The 24,385-nt window shown below is 67.6% G+C and carries 18 protein-coding genes; 14 read left to right on the top strand and 4 right to left on the bottom strand.

Annotated features, from left to right (window positions below):
• Nucleotides 1-20 precede the first annotated feature (20 nt).
• Nucleotides 21-1,649: a carboxylesterase/lipase family protein gene (locus tag ACFSGX_RS15700; RefSeq protein WP_380931262.1), complete on the top strand. Its 1,629-nt coding sequence runs from the start codon at nucleotides 21-23 to the stop codon at nucleotides 1,647-1,649.
• On the opposite strand, the gene ACFSGX_RS15695 is transcribed toward ACFSGX_RS15700, so the two are convergent.
• The gene (locus ACFSGX_RS15695; protein ID WP_380931261.1) at nucleotides 1,610-2,818 is read right to left on the bottom strand and encodes a hypothetical protein; all 1,209 of its coding nucleotides are present in this window, start codon (nucleotides 2,816-2,818) and stop codon (nucleotides 1,610-1,612) included. The genes ACFSGX_RS15700 and ACFSGX_RS15695 overlap by 40 nt on opposite strands.
• On the opposite strand from ACFSGX_RS15695, the gene ACFSGX_RS15690 reads away from it, so the two are divergent.
• Genes ACFSGX_RS15690 through ACFSGX_RS15675 form a run of 4 tightly spaced genes read left to right on the top strand, consistent with a single transcriptional unit; the run spans nucleotide 2,817 to nucleotide 5,408 of the window.
• Nucleotides 2,817-2,966: a hypothetical protein gene (locus ACFSGX_RS15690; RefSeq protein WP_380931260.1), complete on the top strand. Its 150-nt coding sequence runs from the start codon at nucleotides 2,817-2,819 to the stop codon at nucleotides 2,964-2,966. The genes ACFSGX_RS15695 and ACFSGX_RS15690 overlap by 2 nt on opposite strands.
• Before the next feature lie 11 nt (nucleotides 2,967-2,977).
• Nucleotides 2,978-3,958: an aldo/keto reductase gene (locus tag ACFSGX_RS15685; protein ID WP_380931621.1), complete on the top strand. Its 981-nt coding sequence runs from the start codon at nucleotides 2,978-2,980 to the stop codon at nucleotides 3,956-3,958.
• Nucleotides 3,955-4,581: a class I SAM-dependent methyltransferase gene (locus tag ACFSGX_RS15680; protein WP_380931259.1), complete on the top strand. Its 627-nt coding sequence runs from the start codon at nucleotides 3,955-3,957 to the stop codon at nucleotides 4,579-4,581. The genes ACFSGX_RS15685 and ACFSGX_RS15680 overlap by 4 nt, the downstream gene beginning before the upstream one ends.
• Nucleotides 4,578-5,408, top strand: coding sequence for an aldo/keto reductase (locus ACFSGX_RS15675; RefSeq protein ID WP_380931258.1), 831 nt, complete (start codon nucleotides 4,578-4,580; stop codon nucleotides 5,406-5,408). Before ACFSGX_RS15680 ends, ACFSGX_RS15675 begins: the two co-directional genes overlap by 4 nt.
• Before the next feature lie 4 nt (nucleotides 5,409-5,412).
• On the opposite strand, the gene ACFSGX_RS15670 is transcribed toward ACFSGX_RS15675, so the two are convergent.
• The gene (locus ACFSGX_RS15670; protein WP_380931257.1) at nucleotides 5,413-7,017 is read right to left on the bottom strand and encodes a M28 family peptidase; all 1,605 of its coding nucleotides are present in this window, start codon (nucleotides 7,015-7,017) and stop codon (nucleotides 5,413-5,415) included.
• Nucleotides 7,018-7,162: 145 nt separating this feature from the next.
• Between ACFSGX_RS15670 and ACFSGX_RS15665 the strand changes: the two genes are divergently transcribed.
• From ACFSGX_RS15665 to ACFSGX_RS15645, 5 genes are all read left to right on the top strand, one after another.
• Entirely contained in the window at nucleotides 7,163-8,968 is a 1,806-nt protein-coding gene (locus ACFSGX_RS15665) for a DUF885 domain-containing protein (RefSeq protein WP_380931256.1), read from the top strand.
• Between the two features lie 8 nt (nucleotides 8,969-8,976).
• Nucleotides 8,977-9,645, top strand: a complete 669-nt coding sequence (locus ACFSGX_RS15660) for a pentapeptide repeat-containing protein (protein ID WP_380931255.1) — start codon at nucleotides 8,977-8,979, stop codon at nucleotides 9,643-9,645.
• Between the two features lie 11 nt (nucleotides 9,646-9,656).
• Nucleotides 9,657-10,847: a TetR family transcriptional regulator gene (locus ACFSGX_RS15655; RefSeq protein WP_380931254.1), complete on the top strand. Its 1,191-nt coding sequence runs from the start codon at nucleotides 9,657-9,659 to the stop codon at nucleotides 10,845-10,847.
• A 90-nt stretch (nucleotides 10,848-10,937) separates the two neighbouring features.
• A complete protein-coding gene (locus tag ACFSGX_RS15650; protein ID WP_380931253.1) occupies nucleotides 10,938-13,256 on the top strand; it encodes a TonB-dependent receptor in 2,319 nt (772 codons plus the stop codon).
• A gap of 23 nt (nucleotides 13,257-13,279) precedes the next feature.
• Nucleotides 13,280-14,491 carry a Ca2+-dependent phosphoinositide-specific phospholipase C gene (locus ACFSGX_RS15645; RefSeq protein WP_380931252.1) on the top strand — a complete coding sequence of 404 codons (1,212 nt, stop codon included), beginning with the start codon at nucleotides 13,280-13,282 and terminating at the stop codon, nucleotides 14,489-14,491.
• A 4-nt stretch (nucleotides 14,492-14,495) separates the two neighbouring features.
• Here the strand turns inward: ACFSGX_RS15645 and ACFSGX_RS15640 are convergent, their stop codons facing one another.
• Complete coding sequence (locus tag ACFSGX_RS15640) at nucleotides 14,496-14,834, bottom strand: hypothetical protein (protein ID WP_380931251.1); 339 nt, start codon at nucleotides 14,832-14,834, stop codon at nucleotides 14,496-14,498.
• A gap of 45 nt (nucleotides 14,835-14,879) precedes the next feature.
• Complete coding sequence (locus ACFSGX_RS15635) at nucleotides 14,880-16,961, bottom strand: TonB-dependent siderophore receptor (RefSeq protein ID WP_380931250.1); 2,082 nt, start codon at nucleotides 16,959-16,961, stop codon at nucleotides 14,880-14,882.
• Nucleotides 16,962-17,018: 57 nt separating this feature from the next.
• Between ACFSGX_RS15635 and ACFSGX_RS15630 the strand changes: the two genes are divergently transcribed.
• The 4 genes from ACFSGX_RS15630 to ACFSGX_RS15615 all read left to right on the top strand — a co-directional run bounded on the left by ACFSGX_RS15630 (nucleotide 17,019) and on the right by ACFSGX_RS15615 (nucleotide 24,383).
• Entirely contained in the window at nucleotides 17,019-18,203 is a 1,185-nt protein-coding gene (locus ACFSGX_RS15630) for an acetyltransferase domain-containing protein (RefSeq protein WP_380931249.1), read from the top strand.
• Nucleotides 18,204-18,331: 128 nt separating this feature from the next.
• Nucleotides 18,332-20,923, top strand: coding sequence for a TonB-dependent receptor (locus ACFSGX_RS15625; protein WP_380931248.1), 2,592 nt, complete (start codon nucleotides 18,332-18,334; stop codon nucleotides 20,921-20,923).
• On the top strand, nucleotides 20,923-21,708 hold the full coding sequence (locus ACFSGX_RS15620) for a hypothetical protein (RefSeq protein ID WP_380931247.1): 786 nt from the start codon (nucleotides 20,923-20,925) through the stop codon (nucleotides 21,706-21,708). Before ACFSGX_RS15625 ends, ACFSGX_RS15620 begins: the two co-directional genes overlap by 1 nt.
• A gap of 191 nt (nucleotides 21,709-21,899) precedes the next feature.
• Complete coding sequence (locus ACFSGX_RS15615) at nucleotides 21,900-24,383, top strand: TonB-dependent receptor (RefSeq protein ID WP_380931620.1); 2,484 nt, start codon at nucleotides 21,900-21,902, stop codon at nucleotides 24,381-24,383.
• Nucleotides 24,384-24,385: the final 2 nt, after the last annotated feature.

Genomic DNA, 24,385 nt, shown 5'->3' with positions numbered 1-24,385 from the left:
CTGCTTGAAGGCCGGGGCCCATGATGACGATGATCCGCTATGCTGCATTGCTCGCCTGTGCCGCCGTCCCGATGACGGCAGCCGCGGAGACGGCGCCGACCGAGGTGACGATCGATGCCGGACGGATCCGTGGCGCGGTGGAGGGCAAGGTGGTGGCGTGGAAGGGCATTCCGTTCGCCAAGCCGCCGATCGGCGACAACCGCTGGCGGGCGCCGCAGTCGATCCGCTGGTCCGGCGTGAAACAGACGACCGAATATGGTCATGACTGCATGCAGAAGCCGTTTCCGAGCGACGCCGCGCCGCTGGGCACCGAGCCGTCCGAGGACTGCCTGGTGATGAACGTTTGGCGGCCGGCCGGTGCGCCCGCGAATGCGAAGCTGCCCGTGATGGTGTGGATTTATGGCGGGGGGTTCGTGAACGGCGGATCGTCGCCCGCGGTGTATAGCGGGGCGAAGTTCGCCGAGCAGGGGATCATGTTCGTCAGTTTCAACTACCGGCTGGGGCGGTTCGGCTTCTTCGCGCATCCCGCGCTGACCGCGGCGCGCGAGGGGATGCTGGGCAACTATGCGTATATGGACCAGGTCGCCGCGTTGCAGTGGGTGAAGCGCAATGCCGCCAGCTTCGGCGGCGATGCGGGCAACGTGACCGTAATCGGCGAAAGTGCCGGCGGCGGATCGGCGATCAACGTGCTCACGTCGCCCGTGACGCGCGGGTTGTTCAACCGGGTGGTGGTGATGTCGGGCGGCGGGCGTGCGCCGTTACTGCCCGCGCGCAAGATCAGCGTCGATCAGCCGCAGGTGCCGTCGGCGGAGACGATCGGGCTGAATTTCGCGAAGTCGGTTGGGGTCGACGGGACCGGGCCGGACGCGCTGCGCAAACTGCGCGCGCTGTCGGCGGACCAGGTGTTGCAGGGCTTGAGCATGATGCAACTGTTCGTGCCACCGGGCGGTGTGCAGACCTATGTCGGCGGGCCGATCGAGGACGGCACGATCGTGACGGGCACGCCGCAGTCGTTGCTGGAGGCGGGCCGGCAGGCGCGGGTGCCGGTGATGATCGGGACGACGAGCGCGGACATCGGGTTCGGCGGGGCGCCGACGAAGGACGCGCTGTTCGCGACATTCGGCGCGGGGGCGTCGGCGGCGCGCCGGTTGTACGATCCGACCGGGAATGCCGATATCCGCGCACTGGGCGCGGCGGTGGCGGCCGACCGCGGGATGACGGAGCCGGCGCGCTATGTGGCGGGGATGGTCGCGCGGGCGGGGCAGCCGGCTTATTATTACCGCTTCTCCTACGTCGCCGACAGCGTGCGCGCGACGCAGCCGGGCGGGGCCACGCATGCCAGCGACATCCCGTTCTTCTTCGACACGGTGCATGCGAAATATGGCGCGGCGCTGACGCCCAAGGATGCGGCGATGGCGCAGACGATCAACCGGTATGTCGGCAATTTTGCGAAGGCGGGCGATCCGAACGGCGGCACGCCGGCGCGCTGGACGCCCTATACGCCGGCGAACAATTTCCTGATGGATTTCGCGGCGGACGGTAGCGCGCGGGGTGGGCCGGATCCGTGGAAGGCGAAGCTGGATTTGGTCGCGGCGTCTAACCCGGCGGTTCAGTATCGGACCATCAGGACGCCGGTCGCGGTGCGGTAGACCTGGCCGACCGGGTCGCCGTCCGCAATGGCGGCGGCGTTGTCGGGGTGGACGTGGAGCGGCATGGCGAGCAGCACCTTGGGAAGATTGATCGAAGCGGCGACGACCGTGACGGTGCCGCCGCCCGTCTTGCCGGTGCCGCCGGATGCGATGATCCGCGCGTCGTAATCGGTGGCCCTGCCGCTGCTGTGCAGGTCGACATAAGGCGTGCCGGGGGTTTCCTGTGACCCGAGCTCGAGCGCGGCGTTCGGTTTCAGGAGCGACAGGCCGGTGTCGTTGAGTGCGGTGAATTTTGAGCGCAGCAGGTAGCCGGTGAAGATCGTGTCGGGCGCATAGAAGCCGTTTTCCAGCACCGGACTGTCGGTGACGCGCAGCACGGTGCTGTCGGGCCCGAGCGCATTGCCGCCATTTTGCGACCCGATCAGCACGGCGTTCTTCGCGCCAAGCGTCCGGCCGTTGAGACCCGAAATGCTGAGCGCCGCGTCGAAGGCGGAGCCGCGTGCGCCGACATGGTCGGCGATCTGGATGCCGGAGCGGAACAGCAGCGTACTGCCCGGTTCGGTGTCGACGTTGCTTTCGAACGCGGTGGCGTTCAGCAGATTGCGGGATCTCGCGCGGATCTGCGTGATCGACGACATGCCGAAATAGGCACCGCGCGGCGTCTGCGGCGTGCCGCCGTCGCCGGTGGTGGAGACGGATTGGCCCTGCACGCCGACATAGTTGCGGTCGGGATTGTCCGCCTCGGTGGGGGCGAGCTGGACGAGCGTGCCCTTGATGGCGTGGCGGCCGCCGCGCGTGCCGGGGCCACCGAAGTTGAGGAGTGAGTTGATCCCGTTGACCTTCGATGATTGTCCGCTGGTGGGGACCGTCTGCGACACGCGGTCGGACAGGACCTCGGTGCTGAAATAGTTATATTCGCCGGCGCGGGAGATGCCGGTTGCGCCGGGCGAGACGGCGTTCGTCTTGCCGTCGGGGCTGAAGAGGTTTGGGCGGAACTGGCCGTCGGTGCCGACGCAGCCGAGTGCCACGGCCTTGTCCGGCCCGGCCTTTGCCGGATCGCGAAGGGTGACGCGGCGGCAGGCACCGGCGGTGTCGAGGCCGATCTGTGCGGCGGGCGGCTGTGCGACCGCAGGTGCGGCGAGGAGGGCGAGCGAGAGGAGCAGGGACATGGCGATGACCTTCGCGACGGGGTTCGGGCGGATGCGCCGTCATGCCGGGATCGGGTGGATCGGTCACGGCCTGGTTGAGCGGGCGGTCCGTCCGAACGGGTCGGATCATCGCGGGCTTGCGGGTCGTTACCCTGGGGACGTGCGATGACGGAGACTGACATGGACTATGTGAAACTAGGCGCGACTGGGCTCGACGTGTCGCGGCTGTGCCTTGGGTGCATGACGTTCGGGGTGCCGGAGCGCGGCAACCATGCCTGGACGCTGGACGAGGCGGCGAGCCGACCGATCCTGAAGCGCGCGGTGGAGGCCGGGATCAACTTCTTCGATACGGCCAACGTGTATTCGGACGGGACGTCGGAAGAGATCGTCGGGCGCGCGTTGAAGGAGCTCACACGCCGCGACGAGGTGGTGATCGCGACGAAGGTGCATGGCCGGATGCGGCCGGGGCCGAACGGCGCGGGGCTGAGTCGCAAAGCGATCATGGCGGAGATCGACGCAAGCCTGACGCGGCTGGGGACCGACCATGTCGACCTGTACCAGATCCACCGGTTCGACCCCGAAGTGCCGATTGAGGAGACGCTGGAGGCGCTCCACGATGTGGTGAAAGCGGGCAAGGCGCTGCATATCGGCGCGTCGTCGATGTTCGCGTGGCAGTTCGCGACGATGCTGCACACCGCGGACGCCAATGGCTGGACGCGGTTTTCGACGATGCAGGATTATCTGAACCTGTTGTACCGCGAGGAAGAGCGCGAGATGCTGCCGCTGTGCGCGGCGGAGGGGATCGGCGTGATCCCGTGGAGCCCGCTGGCACGCGGGCGGCTGACGCGCGACTGGGATGCCGAGACGAGCCGGTCCGAGACGGACGCGTTCGGCCAGACTTTGTACCAGCAGACCGCCGATGCGGATCGCCGCGTGGTGGAGCGGGTGGCGGAGATCGCGACCGAACGGGGCGTGCCGCGGGCGCAGATCGCACTGGCGTGGGTGTTGGCGAAGCCGGAAGTGTCCGCGCCGATCGTCGGGGCGTCGAAGATCTCGCATCTCGACGATGCGCTGGCGGCGCTGGAGATCGGGCTGACCGAGAGCGAGATCGCGCGGCTGGAGGAGCCTTATGTGCCCCATGCGGTGGTCGGTTTCTCGTGAGCGATCTGGCGGGCGATCTGCCGGCGGGGGCGTTCGAGAAGCAGGATGGAGGCGACGACCTGGCCTTTTATGCGCCGCCGCGGTTGGTGACGCATATCGACGAGGCGGCCGTCGCGGCGCTGTCGGCTTATTATGGCGCGACGGTGCCGCCGGGCGGGGTGGTGCTGGACCTGATGTCGAGCTGGGTCAGCCATTTGCCGGACGACCTGCCGACCGTGGAGGTGATCGGGCATGGGATGAACGCGGTCGAGCTGTCGGCGAACCCGCGGCTCGACCGGTGGTTCGTGGCGGATCTGAACGCGGCGCCGGTGCTGCCGCTCGACGATGCGAGCGTGGATGCGGCGCTGTGCTGTGTCGGGGTGCAATATCTGCAGCAGCCGGTGGCGGTGTTCGGCGAGGTGCGGCGCGTGCTGCGGCCGGGCGGGCGGTTCGTGGTGAGTTTCTCGAACCGCTGTTTTCCAACGAAGGCGGTGCGGATCTGGCAGGCGCTCGACATGGGCGGGCAGGCGGAGCTGATCGCGCTGTACATGGCGCGCGGCGGGTTCGCGGCGTCCGAGCAGGTCGTACTGGCGGACGGGCGGGCGGGTGATCCGCTGGTCGTGGTGACGGGGACGGTGTCATGAAGACGGTAGCTTTGCCGGACGGCACGCGGGTCCCTGCGCTGGGGCAGGGGACGTGGATGATGGCTGAGGATGCGCGCCGCCGGGCGGGTGAGATCGCGGCGTTGCAGGCTGGGATCGACTGCGGACTCACGCTGATCGATACCGCCGAAATGTATGCGGACGGGGCGTCGGAGACGCTGGTCGGCGAGGCAATCGCGGGGGTGCGCGAGGGGCTGTTCCTGGTCGGGAAGGCCTATCCGCAGAATGCGTCGCGCGGGCGGTTGCGGGCGGCGTGCGAGGCGAGCTTGAAGCGGCTCGGGACGGACCGGTTCGACCTGTATCTGCTCCATTGGCGTGGGGCGGTGCCGCTGGCCGAGACGGTGGAGGCGATGGAGCGGTTGAAGGAGACGGGGCTGATCGCGCGGTGGGGGGTAAGCAACCTCGACACCGACGACATGGTCGAGCTGATCGAAGCCGGCGGGGAGGGGTGTGCGACCGACCAGATTCTCTACAATCTGACGCGGCGGGGACCGGAGCATGACCTGTTGCCGTGGCTGGCGGCGCGCGGGATGGCGACGATGGCGTATAGCCCGGTCGAGCAGGGGCGGCTGGCGCGGAACGCGGCGCTGGGCGAGATTGCGCGCGATCTGGATGCGACGCCGGCGCAGGTCGCGCTGGCGTGGACGCTGTTGCGCGACGACGTGATCTCGATCCCGAAGGCGGGCACGGTGGCGCATGTCGCGGAGAACCGGGCGGCGCTGGATCTGGTGCTAGACCGCGAGACGATCGGGCGCTTGGATCAGGCGTTTCCGCGGCCGGCCGGGCCGGTTCCGCTGGGGATGTACTGACGCCCTACTTGCGCTCGGCGTCGGTTTCGGCGCGGATCGTGGCGTAGCTGTTGCCGGGTTTCCAGCCGGGCCAGTCGGTGGTGTTGGCGATGCGTTGGCCGAGCGTGAATGCGACCGACGCCTCCTGCGCGGTGCCGGCGAAGGTCCAGGCCGGGTCAAACGCGTCGTTCGGCTGGTGATAGCGCAGCTGGTTGTAGGGGTCGACGATTGCGTTGCCGGCCGGGACGCCACCTTGCACGAGATCTCGGCCCGCGCGGAACGAGAGCGCGGGCACGCCCCGGCGGGCGAAGGCAAAATGGTCTGAGCGGAAATACCAGCCGGCTTCCGGGTTGGGCTCGTCATCGACGCGGAGGCCCCGGTCCTTAGCGACCGCCGCGAATGTGTTCTCGAGCGTGGTGCGGCCGCTGCCGACCAGTTCGATGTTGCGCGCGGCAGGCAGCGCGACGTGCGGGTCGAGGTTGATGACCGCGGCGGTCGTGGCCAGCGGATGGAGCGGGTGGGCGGCGTAATATTCGGCGCCGAGCAGCCCCTTCTCCTCGGCGGTCCAGGCGGCGAAGATGACGGTGCGGGCCGGGCGCTTGCCCTTGGTGAAAGCGCACGCGACCTCGAGCAGCTCGGCGGTGCCGGTGGCGTTGTCGATCGCGCCGTTGCGGATCGCGTCGCCGGTCGCGTCGGGGCCGTTGGTGCCGTTCGCATCCCAGTGCGCGCCGTAGAGCACGGCTTCGTCGGGGCGGGTCGCGCCGGGGAGGCGGGCGACGACGTTGTGGCTGGTGACGGGCGTTGTCCGGACGGTGCCGTCGGCGGAGAAGCGTGTGTCGCCGAGTGCGAAGGCGCGGAACGCTGGGTTGCGGGCGCGTTGTTTCAGCGTGGCGAGATCGAGGCGTTGCGCGGTCAACAGCCGGGTTGCGACATCGCCACGCAGCCAGCCGCTGAGCTTGAGCGGGGAGGGGGCCATCGGCGCGGGGGCGAAGGCGGGAAGCGCGTCGCCGCTCGCGACCTGGAGGAAGGGGTAGCTGGCGGCGGCATCCTCGTGGATCACCAGGACGCCGGTGGCGCCGGCCTTTGCCGCGGCCTCGAACTTCATGCCGACGCGGCCGGCATAGGCCATGCGGCGCCCCTCGAAGCCGAGGTCGCGGCCGGCCTCGAAATCCGGGTCGTTGGCCAAGACGAGCGCGATCTTGCCGCGCATGTCGACGCCGGCATAGGCGTCCCAACCCAGTGCTGCATCGACGATGCCGTAGCCCGCGAAGACGACGGGCGCGTCGACGAGCGTGATGTGGCCGGCGTTGCGGAGCGAGAGTGTGGCGTCGCGGCCCGGGACCAGTGGGGTGGTGCCGCTGGCGGTCTTGAGCGCCATGGTTGCGCCGGGCAGGCGGTCGATCCGGATCAGCGGGACGTCCTGGTACCAGTTGCCGTTCGGGCCGGCGGGCTTGAGGCCCATGGCGGCGAAGGACTTGGCGAGGAAGGCGATGGTGCGCGCCTCGCCGACCTCGCCCGGGCCGCGGCCGGCGAAGGCGTCGGACGACAGCGTCCGGACGTCCGCGCGGATCCGGTCGGCGGAGATCGGGGTGGCGGACGCGGCCGCGGCGAGGAGCAGGGTCAGGAACATATTGCGAGCATCGGGCAAAAGACCGCATCGACGCAAGCGATTGCAAACATGGGCGGACGCGGTTCATGGACAAAGCGGATCGGACGGGTCATCGTTGTGCGAAGCCCCAAGCCGGGCGACCCCTTGCCGAACTCCGGGAGTGTGCATGCGACGCCGCCAATTCATTGCCTCCGCCAGTGCCGTTGCGGCCACCGTCGCGCTGCCGCGGGTCGCCTCGGCCGCGGTGGGGAGCCGCGATGCCGACCTGAAGGCGATGCTCGACCGGTTCTTCTATGCGCGGTTGCAGGACAGTCCGGAGCAGGCGACGTCGCTCGGGCTCGATACCGGTGCGCGGGCGGCGCTGAAGTCGAAGCTGGGCGATGCGTCGCGGGCGGGCGAGGCGCGGCAGTTCGCGCGGGCGCGGTCCGAACTGAAGGCGCTGCGCACGATCCCGCGGGCGGCGCTGGGCGATGAGGCAAAGCTCGATTACGACGTGGTCGCATACAGCCTCGATCGGGTGATCGCGGGCGAACGCTATGATTTCGGGGCGAGTGCCGGGCGTTATGCGCCTTATGTGCTGACGCAGCTTACCGGTGCGTATCGCGACGTGCCGGATTTCCTGGCCAACCAGCATCAGGTGAAGACCGCGGCGGATGCCGACGCCTATGTGGCGCGGGTGGCGGCGTTCGGCGGGGCGATCGATGCCGAGACCGAGCGGCAGCGGCAGGACGCGGCCAAGGGCGTGTTCGCGCCAGACTATATCCTCGACACGACGCTGAAGCAGCTGGGCGCGGTGCGTGACAAGGCGGCCGAGGCGAGCGGGCCGGTGATGGACCTGACCACCAAGCTGAAGGCGGCGAACCTGCCCGGTGATCGGGCGCAGGCGGTGAGCCGGTTGATGACGGAGCAGGTGTTCCCCGCGCTCGACCGGCAGCGCGCGCTGGTGGCGGACCTGCGCAAGCGGGCGGTGCATGATGCGGGCGTGTGGCGGTTGCCGGACGGGGCGGCTTATTATGCCGCGGCGGTGAGTGCCGCAACGACGACCGAGATCACGGGGGACGAGATCCACCGGCTGGGTCTGGCGCAGGTGGCGGAGATCGGCGCGCGGATCGACGGCATCCTGAAGGCGCAGGGGATGAGCCAGGGGAGCGTCGGCGATCGGCTGGTCGCGCTGAACAAGCGGCCGGACCAGCTGTTTCCCAACACCGATCCGGGGCGCGAGGCGTTGCTGGAACAGTTGCGCGGCGTCGTGACCGCGATGACGAAGCGATTGCCCGAGCAGTTCGCGGTGTTGCCGCGTGCGCCGGTCGAGGTGCGGCGCGTGCCGGAGGCGATTCAGGCGGGTGCGCCGGGTGGCTATTACCAGTCCGCCTCGCTCGACGGGACCCGGCCGGCGATCTACTTCATCAACCTGCGCGATACGTTCGATCGGCCGAAGTTCGGGCTGGCGACGCTGAGCTATCACGAGGCGGTGCCGGGGCATCATCTGCAGGTCATGTCGGCGCTGGAGAGCGAGGACATTCCGTTGATCCGTCGGCGTGGGTTCTATTCGGGCTATTCGGAGGGGTGGGCGCTGTATTCGGAGCAGCTGGCCGACGAGATGGGGGTGTATGACGGCGATCCGCTGGGGCAGGTCGGCTATCTCCAGTCGCTGCTGTTCCGTGCGACGCGGCTGGTGGTCGATTCCGGCATGCATGCCAAACAGTGGAGCCGCGAGAAGGCGACCGATTACCTGATCGCGACGACCGGCATCGCGCGCGGGCGGAGCCAGGGGGAGATCGATCGCTACACCGTCTGGCCGGGGCAGGCGTGCAGTTACAAGATCGGCCATACGGTGTGGGTGAAGCTGCGCGACGAAGCGAAGCGCAAGGCGGGCGCGAAGTGGGACCCGAAGGCGTTCCACCGCATCCTGACGATGGGGGCGATGCCGCTGACGGTGCTGGAAAAGGTCGCGCGCGAGCGGATGGCTTAAGGTTCGTGATGTTCGAGGGGGGGCAGCCGTCGCGCGACGAGATTGCCGAGGCGATCGGGCGGGGCGCGCCGCTGGCGTTCGTCGGGTGCGATCTGGACGGGATCGACCTGGAGGGGTTCGACCTGCGCGGGGCGCGGTTCGAGCGCTGTACGTTGCATGAGGCGGTGCTGAAGCATGCGGTGCTGGAGCGGACGGTGTGGACCGGGTGCCGCGGGCGCATGGTGGCGTTCACCGGGGGGGACCTGAGCGATGCGGCGATCGCGACGTGCGATTTCAACAATGCGGATTTCCGCGGGGCGGTGCTGACGTCGGCGCGGATCCGCGGGAGCAAGCTGACCGGCGCGGACCTGACCAAGGCGGCGACGATCGACCTGGAGATCGACGAGACGCTGCTGATCGACGCGAAGCTGCCGGGGATCGCGTTCAAGGGGCAGCGCCTGACGCGGGTCGACATGACGCGGGCGGACATCCGGAAGTGCGATTTCCGGTCGACGCTGTTCGACGAATGCAGCCTGCGCGATGCGAACCTGGACGGCGCGCGGTTCGCCGGGGCGGACCTGCGCGGGGCGGATCTCGGCGGGTTGCGGTTGCAGGACGCGGCGGCGTATCGCGGCGCGACGATCTCGCGCGAGCAGGCCGGGCAGCTGATGCAGGAACTCGGGTTGCGGCTGGGGTGAGCGGGGCTGCGGTGACCGATCCGGTGAAACCCGACCGGGCGACGGCCGGCAATATCGCGATCCTGGACGCGGCGCGGGCCGTGATCGCGGAGCAGGGGCTGGCGGGAATGAGCCTGCGCACGGTCGCGCAGCAGGCGGGTCTGTCGGTGGGCGCGATCAGTTATCGGTTCGGGGACCGGGCCGCTTTGGTGGCGGCGATCCTGGAGCGCGAGATCGCGGTGACCACGGCGGAGCGCGCGGACTGGACGGCAAGGGTGCGCGGGATGGACCCGGTGGCGGCCGAGATCCTGCCCGATCTGGTGATCGCCTGGCTGGAGGCGGGGGCGTGGGCGCGGCGGACATCGGCGATCGTGACGTGCGAGCTGGCGTTGTTGGCGAGCCGCGATCCGGCGGCGTTGCCGGGGATGGCCACGCTGTTCGCGGCGGGCGACGCGTTGTGGGCGGAGCTGTTGCCGGACGATGCGGCGCTGGCGCGGCGGATCGCAAGCTATTGCCGGGACGAGCAGCCCTTTTCGATCCTGCTGTCCGGGGACGTCGATTACCGGTTGCTGCGCCAATCAACGGTGCGCGGTTTGCTGCGCGATCCGGGGGCGGCGGTGCGGCCCGCGTGGGGCGAGTGGCATATGGGGCTGGTCGACCGGCTGGCGGTGCCGGCGGCGGCCGCGCTGGGCCACGCGGTGGTGCCGGAGGGGGCCAAGGCGGTCATCGCCGGGCATGCGGCGGACGTGATCGTGGCGCAGGGCGTCGGCGCGCTGTCGCACCGCGTGGTGGCGCAGGCGTCGGGCATCGCGGTGTCGAGCATCGCGCATCATTATCCGAGCTACCGCGACGTCCTGTTCGCGGGGGTCGAGGCGATCTACCGCCGGATGCGCGCGGGGATCGTGGCGGGGGGCGGGACGCCGCCGAGCAGCAGCGCCATCATCCGGCTGACGCACGAATGCGCGCTGCATGCGCTGTCCAACCCGGCGTTCCTGCCGTTCGCGATCGACATGCGGCGGCGGCGGGCGGAGAATGTTCACCCGCAGATCGCGGCGCTGCTCGATATTCCGACGGGGTCGGACCGGGCGCGGGTGCAGGCGGTGGTCATGGGCCTGATCGGGGAGGGGCTGTTCAACCTGGCCACCGGACGCCCTGCGCCCGTGTTGGCGGACGCGATGAGCTGGATGGGTAGAACGGTACGGGTGTCTTTGGATGACGATTAAGGAACGGTAATATAACGGTACGACCGTATCAAAAGAGTCACCGAACACCGCTAGCGACCGCCTCGTGACATTCGGGGACGGAGCGAGATGGTGACTAGGTTCAATACGCGGCGGCAGATTTTGCTGGCATCGTCGGTGCTGTTCGGCGTGGCCGGGCCGGTCGCGACCGGGACCGCGCAGGCGCAATCAGAGGCGCAGGCTCCCGCGCAGGATGCGACCCCGGCACGCGCCGACGCGAACGCGCTGTCCGACATCGTGGTCACCGCGGAACGGCGTTCGGCGAGCAGCCAGAAGGTGCCGCTGGCGATCCAGTCGGTCAGCGGTGCGGCGCTGGCCGCCACCGGCTACACGTCGCTGACCGACCTGCAATATATCGCGCCTGGCGTGCAGTACGACCCGACGCAGGGCGCGGCGTTCCAGATCCGCGGCGTCGGCAGCACATCGTTCGATTTTTCCAACGCCAAGTCGGTCAGCGTCGTGGTCGACGATGTCGTGATGGACGCGCCGCGCGCGAACGGGCTGACCGGGCTGGTCGATATCGACCGGGTCGACGTGCTGCTCGGGCCGCAGGGGACGTTGTTCGGCAAGAATGCGACGTCGGGCGTGATCGCGGTGACGACGGGCATGCCCAAGCTGAACGAGACGACGGTGCGGGCCAGCGCCAGCCTGGGCGAGCATGACGAGCGTATTTTGAACGGGACGGTCAACGCGCCGCTCGGCAGCATGGCGGCGCTGCGCGTGTCCGGGTTCGACCAGGCTTTCGACGGGTTCGGGCGCAACGTGACGCTGGATAAGAAGGTCGGTTCGCAGCATGAATATGGCGGCCGCGCGCGGTTGTATATCGAGCCGTCGTCGAGCCTGAACTTCACGCTGTCGGGCGATTACGCGCATCATTGGGACAGCAGCGTGCGGACGCCGGTGTCGGGCCAGCCGGCCAACGTGACCGCGATCCTGAACGAACTGGGCGTGTTCCCCGGACCGAAGAGTGCGGACACCGCGGACTCGTCGTTCGGTAACATCGTGACGGAGGAAGCGGGTGCCTCGTTCCGCGTCGTGGCCGATCTGGGCGGGCTGAGCCTGACGTCGATCAGCGCATACCGGTACAGCCGGTACGACAATACGACGCCGGCCAGCCTGACGCCGTACGACCGTTATGCCTATATCCCGTTCAACGTCGGCAACCTCGACACCGACAAGGTGAGCGAGGAGATCCACCTGGCATCCCCGACCGGCGGGTTCGTCGAGTGGTTGGTTGGCGGGTTCTACAACAAGCTGAAATCGCGCCAGACGCAGTTGCAGTGGAGCACCGGTGGCGAGCCGCTCTACGATGCCAACGGCACGCCGAAAGCGACGCTGATCGCGCTGACCGGCGCGCTGGGCGTCGATGCCAATGCGTCGCTGTTCAACGCGACGAACGAGACGATGGCCGGGTTCGGGCAGCTGAAGTTCAACCTGACGCCGGCGCTGAGCGTCTCGGTCGGCGGGCGTTACACGCGCGACGTCAATTCACAGGGGCTGGATTTCGTCACGATCGATCCAAAGCCGATCACGGGTTATAATCCGAGCTTCGTCGGATCGAGCGCGGCGCCGGCGCTGAGCTACGGCAAGGTGAAGGGCGACAATTTCTCGTACCGGATCGCGCCGCAGTATCAGGTGGCGCCGAACGTGATGCTCTACGCAAGCTATTCCACCGGGTACAAGCCGGCGGGGATCGCGTTCGTCGGCAACAAATATGCGCCGTACCGCGACGAGACGGTGAAGGCGTGGGAGGGCGGCATCAAGTCCGAGTGGCTGGGGCACCGGCTGCGCGTGAACTTCGATGTGTTCCGGTCCGACTTCAAGGATTTCCAGGCAACGATCCTGACGCAGATCCCGGACGGATCGGGCGGGCTGATCAACGCGACGGTGATCGGCAATGCCGGCGGGCTACGGACGCAGGGCGTGGAAGGCAGCATCACGGCGCAGCCGTTGCCGGGTCTGACGCTGTCGGGTTCGGGGAGCTATACCGACGCGAAGTTCACCGACTATGTCTACAACGCGACGACCAACTATACGGGCACGCGGCTGACCAACGCGCCGAAATGGGCGGGGACCGCGGCGATCGATTACGCGCATGAGCTGCCGTCAGGTGCGGGGCTGAAGGCGCATGTCGACTATGCGTATCGCGGCGAGTTGTGGACCGTCGTCGGCCAGCCCGCCTATTCCAACGTCCCGGCCTACAGCCTGGTGAACTCGCGGCTGTCCTATACGCTGCCGGGCAAGCGGGTCGAGGTCGGCGTCTATGGGCGCAATCTGTTCGACCAGTATTTCTCGACCGGGTGGCAGCAGTACGGCGTGCTGGGGCTGCTGCATTACACCTCGCCCAATGCGCGGCGGACGCTTGGCGGCTTCGTCAACGTCAATTTCTGATGCGGTTCGAGGATATGACGACCATGAGGACGATCCTTGCGGGTGCCCTGCTGGCCGCCGCGTCGCTGGCCGGCGTCGCGGTGGCGCAGGGCGACGACGGCGCGGCATTCGACCGGTTGCCGATCAACGCGATCCAGGTGGTGGGGACGCACAACAGCTATGCGTTGCCCGCCGACCCGCGCGTGATGGCGATGATGGCGCCGCGACTGTCCGCGCTGATGGCGTCGATGACGAAGACCATGACGCCGGAACGGCGCGCGGCGATGGAGGACGAGCATCCCGGCAAGTCGGACGACATGGCCAGGACGCTCGATTATGTGCAGATGCCGCTGCAAGCACAGTTGCGCAGCGGCGTGCGCAGTGTCGAGATCGACCTGCAGCCCGATCCGAAGGGTGGGGCCTATGCCGATCCGCTGCCCTATCGCCAGTTGCGCGCGCAGGGGGCGACCGAGCTTGCGCCGACCTATCGCGACGAAATGATGAAGCCGGGCATGAAGGTGTTCCACGTCGCCGACCTGGATTTCCGCAGCCAGTGCCCGACGTTCCGGTCCTGCCTGACGCTGCTGCGGCAATGGTCGGATGCGACGCCGCGGCATAGCCCGGTGTTCGTGCTGCTAGAACCCAAGCTGTCCGGGCTGGACAAGGTGATCCCCGGGACCGCGGTGGTGCCGAAGTTCGACCGGGCGGCGTTCGAGGAGGTGGATGCGAGCATCCGGAGCGTGCTGGGCCGCGACAAGGTGTTCACGCCGGACGACCTGCGCGGCGACATGACGACGCTGGAGGCGGCGGCGCTGGCGAAGCGCTGGCCCACCGTGGCGCAGGCGCGCGGCAAGTTCGTGTTCCTGTTCCTGGTGCCGGGGATGAATTTCCCGGCGTTCGCGCCGTATCTGGATGCGCGGCCGTCGTTGCAGGGGCGGATGGCGTTCGTGCAGGGGAAGCCGGGGATGGCCCATACCGCGTTCATGCTGTTCGACAACGCGTTGACCCGCGGGGCGGATATCCGCGATGCGGTGCGCAAGGGCTACCTCGTCCGCACACGGGCCGACATCGATACGGTCGATGCGCGGACGGGTGATACGCGCCGGCGCGATGCCGCGCTGGCGAGCGGGGCGCAAATCATCTCGACCGACTATCTGACCGCGCCGAACATCTACGCGAACGACTATCATGTCGCGCCGTTCGCGGGCGGGTTTCGGTGCGACCCGGTGGTGGCGTCCTGCCCGACGGGTCGGTGAGGGGTTAGCGGCAGCGGTCGAGGATATACATGCCGCCGAGCGCGCGGACGCGGACGGACGTTCCGTCGCGCGACAGTTCGTAGCTGTTGGCCTCGGTCCAGCGCCTGCCCTCGCCGGTGTAGGTTAGCGTTGCGGTGATCGTGCCGTCCTTTTCCGTCCGGACCGAGGTGGGCGTTCCGACCGCTTCGTAAAACGCGATGCTGCGCGCCGTGACGCGGATGCCGGTGGTGTCCTCCTTACCGCAATGCGCCGCGTTATCGGTCCACTGGCCGTGGAGGTTCGCGGGGAATGTGGGGTTGGCAGCGGCGAGCAGGGTGGCGACGACAAGGCTTGCGGACGGCATCGCGTTTCTCCCTGACCCGGCACATCCTGATAGCGCAGCCGTCCGTCACGCCGCAACACGGACCGACAGGCGTACGGTCCGAGGCTGGCCGGGATAGATCCAGACGCGGCTGTAGGAGCTTTGCGCGTAGTGGGCATCGAAGAGATTGTCGGCTTCGAGGCGGAGCGTGAGGCGCGGGGAGAAGGTGTATTCGACCGCGGCCTTCGCCTTCAGATAGTCGGGCAACAGGACGACATCGGTTTCGAGCGAGCCGGCGCGGTTGCCGACGTAGCTCACGCCGCCACTGACCGACAGGCCGCGGCCGGCGGCGTCGAGGAAGTGGCCGAGCGCGAACAGCGTCGCGGCATGTTCGGGGACGTTCAGCACCTCGTCGGTCGGGAAGCTGCGATCGTCGACGCGGGCGTGGGTCCAGGCGTAGTTCGCGACGAGCTGCCAATGGCGGCCGAGTTTCAGCGCGGCATCCGCCTCGATCCCGCGGCTCTTGAGGTCGCCGACGGGGGCGAGGAAGTTGCTGTCGACCGGATCGTTGGTCAGGATGCCGCGCTTGCGGATGTCGAACCAGGTGACGGCGAGATCGAGCCCGGGCCAGCGGCCGGCGATGCCCGCTTCGTAGCCCTTGCCCGTTTCGGGTGCGAAGCCCGCGCCGAGCCGGTCGGTGCCCGAGTTCAGGACGAAATTCTTGCCCCAGTTGCCGTGCAGCGAGATGGCCTGGGTCGCCTGGTACTTGGCGCCGAGACGGAAGTTCAGCGGGTGATCGGCGGTCTGGCCGACGACACCGGTGTTGTTGTTGCGGATGCGCTGACGATACGCGTCGAAGCGCGCACCGCCGGACAGGGTCAACCGGTCGGTGACGTCCCACATGTCCTGCACGTAGAGGGTACCGGAGCGGCGTTTTTCGCGGTTGTTGGTGAACGGGAGCAGCGTCGGCGGGGCCTGGCCATAGACCGGAGCGTAGACGTCGATCGCATAGGGGGCAGCGGCGGTCGGATTGCGGCGCATCCAGCGTTCGGCATAGTCGAGGACATAGCCTTTCAGACCGATGCTGGTGCGGTGGTTGCCGATCGTGCCGGCGAGTTCGATGCGCGCCGACAGATCGTCGACCTTGAAGTCGCGCGAGCGGCGCTGGCGCCACAGGGTGCGGTCGTCGACCAGACGCGACTGATCCGAGGAAAAGCCCTTCAGCGTGCCCGTCCGCCAGGCGACGCCGCCGTTGAGCGACCAGCCGTCGCCCAGTTCGGCGAGCGCGGTCAGTTGATGGCGCTGATTGCGGAAGCGGGTCGGGCCGTCGTTCGGCTCGCCGTAGTAGCTTGAGCGGGGCAGCGCGTTGGCGTCGCCCGCGATGGCGGGAATGCCGCGATCGAACAGCGTGTCGAACCGCGTGATCTCGCCGACATAGGTCAGCCGGACGGTGTCGCTCGGCCGCCAGGTGAGCGACGGGGCGACGACCGAGCGGTCGAGGCCGACATGATCGCGCCAGCCGTCCGAACTCTCGGTCGCGACCACGAGCCGCGCGGCCAGCGTCTGCGTCAGCGGCAGGTTCGCGTCCAGTTCGACGCGGCGCGTGTCGAACGAGCCATAGCTGTAGGTCGCGACGACGGCGGGGTCGAAGCCGGGCGTCTTGCTGACGATGTTGACGCGGCCGGCGGGATCGATGTCGCCGAACAGCGCGCCGGCCGGGCCCTTCAGGACCTCGATCCGCTCGGTCGTGGCGGGATCGCGCGGGGGGCCCATGCCGCGATTGGCGAGGAAGCCGTCGACATAATATTCGGCGCCGCCGTCGGGCGTACCGAGAAAGCCGCGGATCGCGAAATTGTCCATCACGCCGCCACGGTTGTTCTGGTTGCTGATCCCGCTGACCAGTTCGAGCGCGTCGGACAGGCGGTAGGTGCCGGCGGCGGACAGCAGGTCGCGTTCGATCGACCGGCTGGATTGCGACATCGTTTCGGTCGCGAGGTCGGACGAGAGGGTTGCGTCCGCGCGGGTGCGGCGCGTACCAAGCACGACGATCTCCTCCTCGCGAACGCGCTCCTCCGCAATCACCGGTGCCGCGTCGGGCACTTCGGCGAAGGCGGGCAGGGCGCAGCAGAGCAGCGGCAACAGGCTTGCCGCGGACGATCGTTTCGACAAGGGAGGTTGCCTTCCTGGTGATGATGTATCATCGCAATTGGCGGAAGGGAGTATCTGGTGTCAACCGTATCGAACAACTTTCAGGACGGAGCCGGCGTCCCGGCGCCGGCGGTCCGGGTACAGCGGATCGCGGCGATCGACGCGTTGCGCGGGTTCGTCATCCTGCTGATGCTGGTCGATCATACGCGCGAATTCTTTTTCCTGCATGCGCAGGTCAGCGACCCGATGGACCTGGGCAGGACCGCGCCCGCGCTGGTGGTTACGCGGCTGGCGGCGCATCTGTGCGCGCCGGTGTTCGTCGCGCTGACCGGGCTTGCGGCGTGGTTATACGGTGCCCCGCGCGGCGGGGCGCAGGCGGCGTCGGGGTTCCTGTTCAAGCGCGGGCTGTTCCTGATCGTGCTGGAATGGACGGTGGTGAACTTCGCCTGGACGTTCGATGTGACGCCGGCGACGGTCTATCTTCAGGTGATCTGGGCGATCGGGGTGTCGATGGTGGCGCTGGCCGCGCTCGTCCATCTGCCCCGGCCGGCGATCGCGGCGGTCGGGTTCGCGATCGTGCTGGGGCATAACTTGCTCGATCCAATCGCGGTCGGGCCGGGTGATGCGGGGCATGCGCTGTGGGCGGTGCTGCACGACCGCGGCTTCATCGACCTGCCATGGCGCGGGCAGGCGCGGACATCCTATCCGGTGCTGCCGTGGATCGGCGTTATCGCGCTGGGTTATGCCATGGGGCCGTGGTTCGCGAGGGGTGTGTCGCCGGAGTGGCGGCGGCGGGCGTTGGCGGTTGTCGGGTCGGTTGCGCTCGCGGCGTTCGGCGTGCTGCGCGTGCTGAACGGGTATGGCGAGCCGGTGCCGTGGACGGCTGGTTCGGGCGGGCTGGAAACGCTGATGAGCTTCCTCAACCTCACCAAATATCCGCCGTCGGCCGATTTCCTGCTGCTGACCCTCGCGATCGGGGCGTGGCTGCTGCTGCTGTTCGAGCGGTTGCCGACGCGGATGGCGGGGATGCTGGTGGTGTTCGGATCGGTGCCGTTGTTCTTCTACATCCTGCACCTCTACCTGCTGCACGGGTTGAACCGCGTCGTGGGGGCGGTCGGCGGCGCGGAGGGGCTGGTGAGCGTGCCAACGGTCGGCGGGATCTGGGCGGTGGCGGCATGCGTCGGGGTGCCGTGTTGGTTCGCCTGCCAGCGCTTCGCCGCGGTCAAGCGCGCGAGCAATGCGTGGTGGATGCGGTATCTCTGACTGCGGTTCCGGACGTGAATCTCTGGCGTGGGTATGCATACCACTTTGACACCAAACGGTCACCTGTCCGTCATCGAACCATAGTCTGATCCGCCTATCCCGCCGATCGTACCGGGGATGGGAAGACCATGAAGACGATCTTGATTGCGACCAGCGCGCTCGGCGTGCTGGCATTTTCCGATGCCGCCGCGGCGCAGACCGTGGCGACCGGTGCGACGGAGGACGCGATCGTCGTCACCGGCCAGCGGGCGCAGCAGGAGCGTTCGATCCAGGTGAAGCGCGACGCGATCGGCGTGGTCGATGTGGCCGCCGCCGACGAGATCGGCCGGCTTCCCGATCGCAACGTGGCGGAGGTGATCGAGCACCTGCCCGGGGTCGGCGTAAGCTACGATCAGGGCGAGGGCCGCTATGTCGCGATCCGCGGCGTGCCGTCGAACCTGAACAACTATACGCTGAACGGGCTGGAGATCGGCAACCCGGACGGCACGACGCGCGCGCTGCCGCTCGACATCATTTCGGGGCAGCTGCTCAACCGGGTCGAGGTCGTGAAGGTCAAGACGGCGGACATGGACGGGCAGGGGATCGGCGGAACGATCAACCTGGTCACGCAGACCGCATTCGATTTCAAGGCGCGTAGCAACCTGGCGATCAGTGCCAAGGCCGGATACCAGACGCTGAACGAGAAGGTGCCGTATCAGGCCGATGCCAGCGTCGGCACGCGGTTCGGATCCGACGACCAGTTCGGCATCGTGCTGGGCGGCAGTTATTCGTTCCGCGATTTCGACAGCGAGGGTTTCTATCCCGACAACTGGAAACCGCTTGCCACCGCGGCGCGCGGCGGCGTGCCGGACAACATCAAATACACGCAATATTCGCTGAAGCGCGAACGGATCAGCGGGACCGGATCATTCGACTGGCACCCCAGCGACACGCAGACATTCTATGTCCGCGGCGTCTACAGCAAGTTCACCGAAGACGAGGTGCGGCCGCGGTACCGGCTGGATTTCACCACGACGCCGTTCACGCTGAACCCGGACGGGCTGACCGGGCAGACGGTGGGCGTGCCGAGTTCGGCGACGGGCGCGGCGGGTTCGGGCCCGGAGCGGCGCGAGGACCTGCGGCTCGACTATAAATCCAAATATCTCGCGACGGGCAGCGTCGGCGGATCGACCGAACTCAACCGGCTGACGCTGAACTACGACGCGGCGTACAGCCGCAACCGGACGGTCGACCGCTATCCGCTCTGGCAGTTCCGCTGCAACCCCGGCACGGTCAATTTCGACTTCACCGAGAAGGTGTACGAAGCGGCGCCGGTGACGGAATGCACGGGCAACCAGTTGCAGTTCCGCCAGTATCAGGAGTTCGACCAGGTCAATGTCGAGAAGATCTGGCAGGGCAAGGTCGACGCGACCTACACGCTGGACGGCATCGGCGACGGGGGCAGCTTCCTGAAGTTCGGCGGCAAGTATCGCGATACGGATCGCACGTTCGATCAGGACAACCCGACCTGGGTCCGGGCATCCGCGACGGGCAACCGCTGGACGCTCGGCCAGTACGGGCTCGACGCACCCGGCGAGTGCGTGAACCCGGACAGCGCGCATCCGAAGCAATGCTATTTCAACGCGCCGGTGTTCGATATTGCGGCGTTGCAGGCGTTCACCGAGCAGAATCGCGGCGGCGCGCTGATGCCGCTCGATGCGGCGACGACGCTGACCAACAACACGATCTCGGACTTCGCGCTGAAGGAGAAGGTGGCCGCGGGCTATGCGATGGCCAATCTGGTGTTCGGCGCGGTGACGCTGACGCCGGGGGTGCGCTACGAACATACCACGCTCGACATCAACGGGTTCCGCCTGGCGGGCGGGGCGGTGTCGGCGGTCGCGGCGGGGAACAGCTATGACGACTGGCTGCCGTCGCTGATCATGCGGATTAAGCCGAGCGACGACACGGTCTTTCGCTTCGCTTATTCCAAGAGCCTGGGCCGGCCGGAATATTCGACGCTGAGCCCCGGCGGATCGATCGACAGCGCGAACAATGCCGCGTCGCTCGGCAATTCGGAGCTGAAACCGTATCGTGCGGACAATCTGGATGCGACGGCGGAATGGTATTTCGCGCGCGGCGGGATCCTGAGCGTCGGGGCGTTCGCGAAGTTCATCCGCAACCCGATCTTCAGCCAGGTCACCGTCCTGCGCAACACGGTGTTCGACGGCGTCACCTATCCGGTGCTGAACGTCACGCAGCCGTTGAACGCGGACAAGGGCGACATCGTCGGGATCGAGGCGCAGTATCAGCAGCAGTTCAGTTTCCTGCCGGGCCTGCTGTCGGGCTTCGGCATCACGTTGAACGGGACGCTGACGGACTCCAGCCTGCGCCTGCCGGACGGGCGGCTGTCGAGTTTCCCGAGCCAGTCCAAATATCTCTATGGGGCGGAGCTGTTCTACCAGAAGGGTCGGCTGGAGGCGTCGGTCGCCTATCACAACACCGGTTACTCGCTGCTCGCGATCGGCAGCCCGGCGTATAACGACCAGTATAACGACGACCTGCGCCGGCTGGACGCCAAGGCGAGCTTTGCCTTGCTGGAGAATGTCCGGCTGTTCGCGGAGGCGCAGAACCTGACGGATGAGCCGACCCGCCAATATCAGGCGGGGAACAAGAACTGGCTGATCCAGAATGAACGCTATGGCCGGACGTTCTATGCGGGCATATCCGCCAAGTTCTGATGCTGGTCCTCGCATTCCTCCTGGCGGTCGTCGCGCCTGCCGGCCAGCCGGTCGTGACCGAGATCGAGCGGTTCCGTGCGCCCGAGGCGCGGCAGGGCGTGGTGGCCGATCGGCGGCACGTCTATGCGATCTCCAACGCGCAGATCGGCAAATATGATCGCCGCACGAAGCAGCGCATCGGCCGCTGGCAAGGTGATCCGAAGCTGTTCCGCCATATGAACAGCTGCATCCTCGAAGGTCATGACCTGGTCTGTGCGGCGTCCAACTATCCCGACGTGCCGATGACCAGTTCGATCGAGTGGTTCGACACCGTGAAGATGACGCATGTCCGGACGCGCAGCCTGGGGCCGGGGCGCGGTTCGCTGACGTGGCTGGACTGGCATGACGGCAGCTGGTGGGCGTGTTTCGCGCATTACGACAACAAGGGTGGCGAGCCGGGACGCGACCACCGGCTGACGACGCTCGTCCGCTATTCCCCGCAATTCGCGGAACAGGGGGCGTGGCTGTTCCCGGCGGACGTGCTGGCGCGCTTCGCACCCTATAGCTCGTCCGGCGGGGTCTGGGGGAAGGACGGGCTGCTCTATGTGACGGGGCATGACCGGCCCGAACTCTATGCGCTGCGCCTGCCGGCGGCGGGATCGACGCTGGAGCACGTCGCGACGATCGGTCTGACGACGGGCGGGCAGGCGGTCGCCTGGGAACATGGCGCGCAGCGTGTGCTGTGGTCGATCGAGCGATCGTCGTCTGAAGCCGTGGCCGCGACGGTGCCGGTTCTGGCCAACTGAGGCGGACCGGGCGACCGGCTGAACCGTCGGCCGCATGTATCGCGTTCGTAACGTTCACGTCTCCGTTCGGTCATGGCGGGTCCGCATAGCCGCGGCGCAAGCGAGCCGGGTAACGGCCGCGATCACCGGGGGGTAAGACATTGCGGACCATCAATCGACTGCGGGCGACCGCGGCATGCATCGGCGTGACCATGATCGGCAGTGCCGCCGGCGCGCAGGACGTTGCGACGGCACCCGTCGCGGCAGAGGACGCCGCGCCGCGTGACGCGGCGCGGACGAACTCGGCCGGCAATGGCGAGGACATCGTGGTCACCGGGCGGCTGGGCACTGTGAACCAACGCAAGGTCGAGGCGAGCTATTCGATCACCACGATCAGCGACCAGGAACTGCGCCAGCGCGCGATCGGCAACCTTGCCGAGGCGTTGCAGCAGATTCCGGGCGTATGGGCGGATTCGTCCGCCGGTGTCGGGGCGAACAACACGCGGGTTCGCGGCATCCCGCGCGGCGGCTATGAATCGCTGGCGGTGTATGAGGACGGCCTGCCGATCCAGCATGATCCGGGCATCAACTGGATCAACGTCGACCAGTTTCTGCGCATCGACGAAAGCTATAGCAGCATCGAGGCGGTGCGCGGCGGCCCGTCGTCGATCTTCGCGGCCAATGCGCCGGGCGGGCTGATCAACTTCATCCCGCGGCGCGGGACGCCGGAACTGAGCGGTCTGTTGAAGCTGACCACCGCCGACTACGGCCAAGCGCGGGCGGACGTTTGGATCGGCGGGCCGATCGCGGACGACTGGCGCTTTTCGATCGGCGGATATTACAACAAGGACCAGGGCGTGCGCGATCCCGGCCCGACCGCGAACGAAGGCGGGCAGGGGCGGGTCATCGTGTCGAAGGCGTTCGCGCGCGGCAACCTGTCGTTCGGCGTGAAGTATCTGGAAGACAACAACTTCTTTTTCGACGCGATCCCGCTGGTGCGGACCGCGTCGGGCAAAATCCGGCCGCTGACGCCGTTCAACGGCAATGACGATACGCTGACCGGCCCCGAGGACGGCAATGTCGTGATCAAGACGCCGGTCGGCATCCGCGATGCGGCGTTCAACCTGTTCAACCAGACGAGCGACCTGCAGTTCACCGCCAAGGGCGACATGCGGTTCGACGACGGGACGACGATCAACGCGGGGTTCCGGTACCGCGACAGCAAGACCAACCGCAATGCGCGCGGCCTGAACAACCTGTCGACGCAGGCCGCGTACCTGACGACGAACCGCGCCAACGCATTGCGCGCGTTCGCGGCGCAGGGGGCGACCGACGTGAGGTTCGTCTATTCCGGCGACGGCAGCGCGTATCCGGCGGATGCGAACGGCAACGGGCTGGTCGGCGTCAACACGTTCCAGTCGATCCAGAACCCGATCAAGGAAATGATCGGGCTGGTCGAGCTGGGCCATGTGTTCGAAACCGGGATCGGCCGGCACGACGTGAAGCTGGGCTTCTACGGCACGACCGCGGACTGGGCGCATGATCGCAACGACGGCGTGGGCATCACCGAAGTGCGCGACAATGCGCGGCTGCTCGACGTGGTCGCCGTGAATGCCGCGGGGCAGGTGGTCGGGCGCGTCACCGACGGGGGCATCGCGCGATACGAGTCGCGGTTCGCCCATTCGTTCGGCGGATACGAGGATGCCGCGGTCTACCTGTCCGACGAATGGCAGGTGACGCCCAAGCTGCGCATCGACGGCGGGTTCCGGTACGAGAAGATCTGGATCCGCGGGTTCAGCGAAGGGGTGCGCAGTTTCAACCTGGGCGATGCGACCACGCTAGCGGACGACAATGTCCTGTACGGATCGGGCGTGCTGACGCGGTTCGACCCGGCGTTCGACGACAAGAGCTATACGATCGGTGCCAACTGGCAGTTCATGCCGAATGCCGGCGTGTTCGCGCGGTACACCAGCAGCTACCGCCTGCCGCAGATCGGGCAGTATCGCGACAATGTCCTGCCCACCGACGTGCGCAGCCAGTCGATCGACCAGGCCGAGGCGGGCGTGAAGTTCCAGCAGCCGTGGGGCAGCCTGTTCGCGACGGTCTTCTACAATTCGTTCCAGGACGTACAGTTCACCAACACGTTCATCGACCCGACGTCGCTGCTGATCGTGCAGGAAATTAACTATGGCGACGTCCGCACGATCGGTGTCGAGCTGGAGGGGAGCCTGCGCCCGACCGACTGGTTCGACGTGGCGGCGACGGCGACCTACCAGGATCCGAAGTTCAAGAACTACAGCTACAACACCATCGCGAGCGGGGTCACGACGACGACATCGTTCGACGATAACCGGCCGTCGAGCATGCCGAAGGTGATGGCGAGCGTCCGCCCGCGGCTGACGCTGGCGAACGGTCGCCTGCGTGTGCTGGGCGAATGGCGGTACGAGGGCAACAAATTCAACGACGACGCCAACATCGTCAGGCTGCCGGCGTTTTCGGTGTTCAACGCCAGCGCGGAACTGGACTTGACCGACCAGGTGACGGTGCAGGTGAAGGGAACGAACCTGTCGAACAGCCTGGGCCTGGGCCAGGGCGGCGGGGCGCAGGCGGTGCCGGGGGTGGCGGCGGGCGCGATCATCCTGGCGCGTCCGATCTTCGGGCGGACGGTGTCCGGGTCGTTGCTGTTCAAATTCTGATG

Origin of the sequence: Sphingomonas arantia, assembly GCF_042682045.1 — a bacterium.
Taxonomy (GTDB): Bacteria; Pseudomonadota; Alphaproteobacteria; order Sphingomonadales; family Sphingomonadaceae; genus Sphingomonas_R; species Sphingomonas_R arantia.
This window is presented reverse-complemented; position numbering and strand designations above follow the sequence as displayed.

What these genes read in the sequence shown, in the direction of transcription:
- ACFSGX_RS15700 (WP_380931262.1), top strand. Translation starts at nt 21, where the DNA reads ATGATGACGATGATCCGCTATGCTGCATTGCTCGCCTGTGCCGCCGTC.
- ACFSGX_RS15690 (WP_380931260.1), top strand. Translation starts at nt 2,817, where the DNA reads ATGGCGATGACCTTCGCGACGGGGTTCGGGCGGATGCGCCGTCATGCC.
- ACFSGX_RS15695 (WP_380931261.1), bottom strand. Translation starts at nt 2,818, where the DNA reads ATGTCCCTGCTCCTCTCGCTCGCCCTCCTCGCCGCACCTGCGGTCGCA.
- ACFSGX_RS15685 (WP_380931621.1), top strand. Translation starts at nt 2,978, where the DNA reads ATGGACTATGTGAAACTAGGCGCGACTGGGCTCGACGTGTCGCGGCTG.
- ACFSGX_RS15675 (WP_380931258.1), top strand. Translation starts at nt 4,578, where the DNA reads ATGAAGACGGTAGCTTTGCCGGACGGCACGCGGGTCCCTGCGCTGGGG.
- ACFSGX_RS15670 (WP_380931257.1), bottom strand. Translation starts at nt 7,017, where the DNA reads ATGTTCCTGACCCTGCTCCTCGCCGCGGCCGCGTCCGCCACCCCGATC.
- ACFSGX_RS15665 (WP_380931256.1), top strand. Translation starts at nt 7,163, where the DNA reads ATGCGACGCCGCCAATTCATTGCCTCCGCCAGTGCCGTTGCGGCCACC.
- ACFSGX_RS15660 (WP_380931255.1), top strand. Translation starts at nt 8,977, where the DNA reads ATGTTCGAGGGGGGGCAGCCGTCGCGCGACGAGATTGCCGAGGCGATC.
- ACFSGX_RS15645 (WP_380931252.1), top strand. Translation starts at nt 13,280, where the DNA reads ATGAGGACGATCCTTGCGGGTGCCCTGCTGGCCGCCGCGTCGCTGGCC.
- ACFSGX_RS15640 (WP_380931251.1), bottom strand. Translation starts at nt 14,834, where the DNA reads ATGCCGTCCGCAAGCCTTGTCGTCGCCACCCTGCTCGCCGCTGCCAAC.
- ACFSGX_RS15625 (WP_380931248.1), top strand. Translation starts at nt 18,332, where the DNA reads ATGAAGACGATCTTGATTGCGACCAGCGCGCTCGGCGTGCTGGCATTT.
- ACFSGX_RS15620 (WP_380931247.1), top strand. Translation starts at nt 20,923, where the DNA reads ATGCTGGTCCTCGCATTCCTCCTGGCGGTCGTCGCGCCTGCCGGCCAG.
- ACFSGX_RS15615 (WP_380931620.1), top strand. Translation starts at nt 21,900, where the DNA reads ATGATCGGCAGTGCCGCCGGCGCGCAGGACGTTGCGACGGCACCCGTC.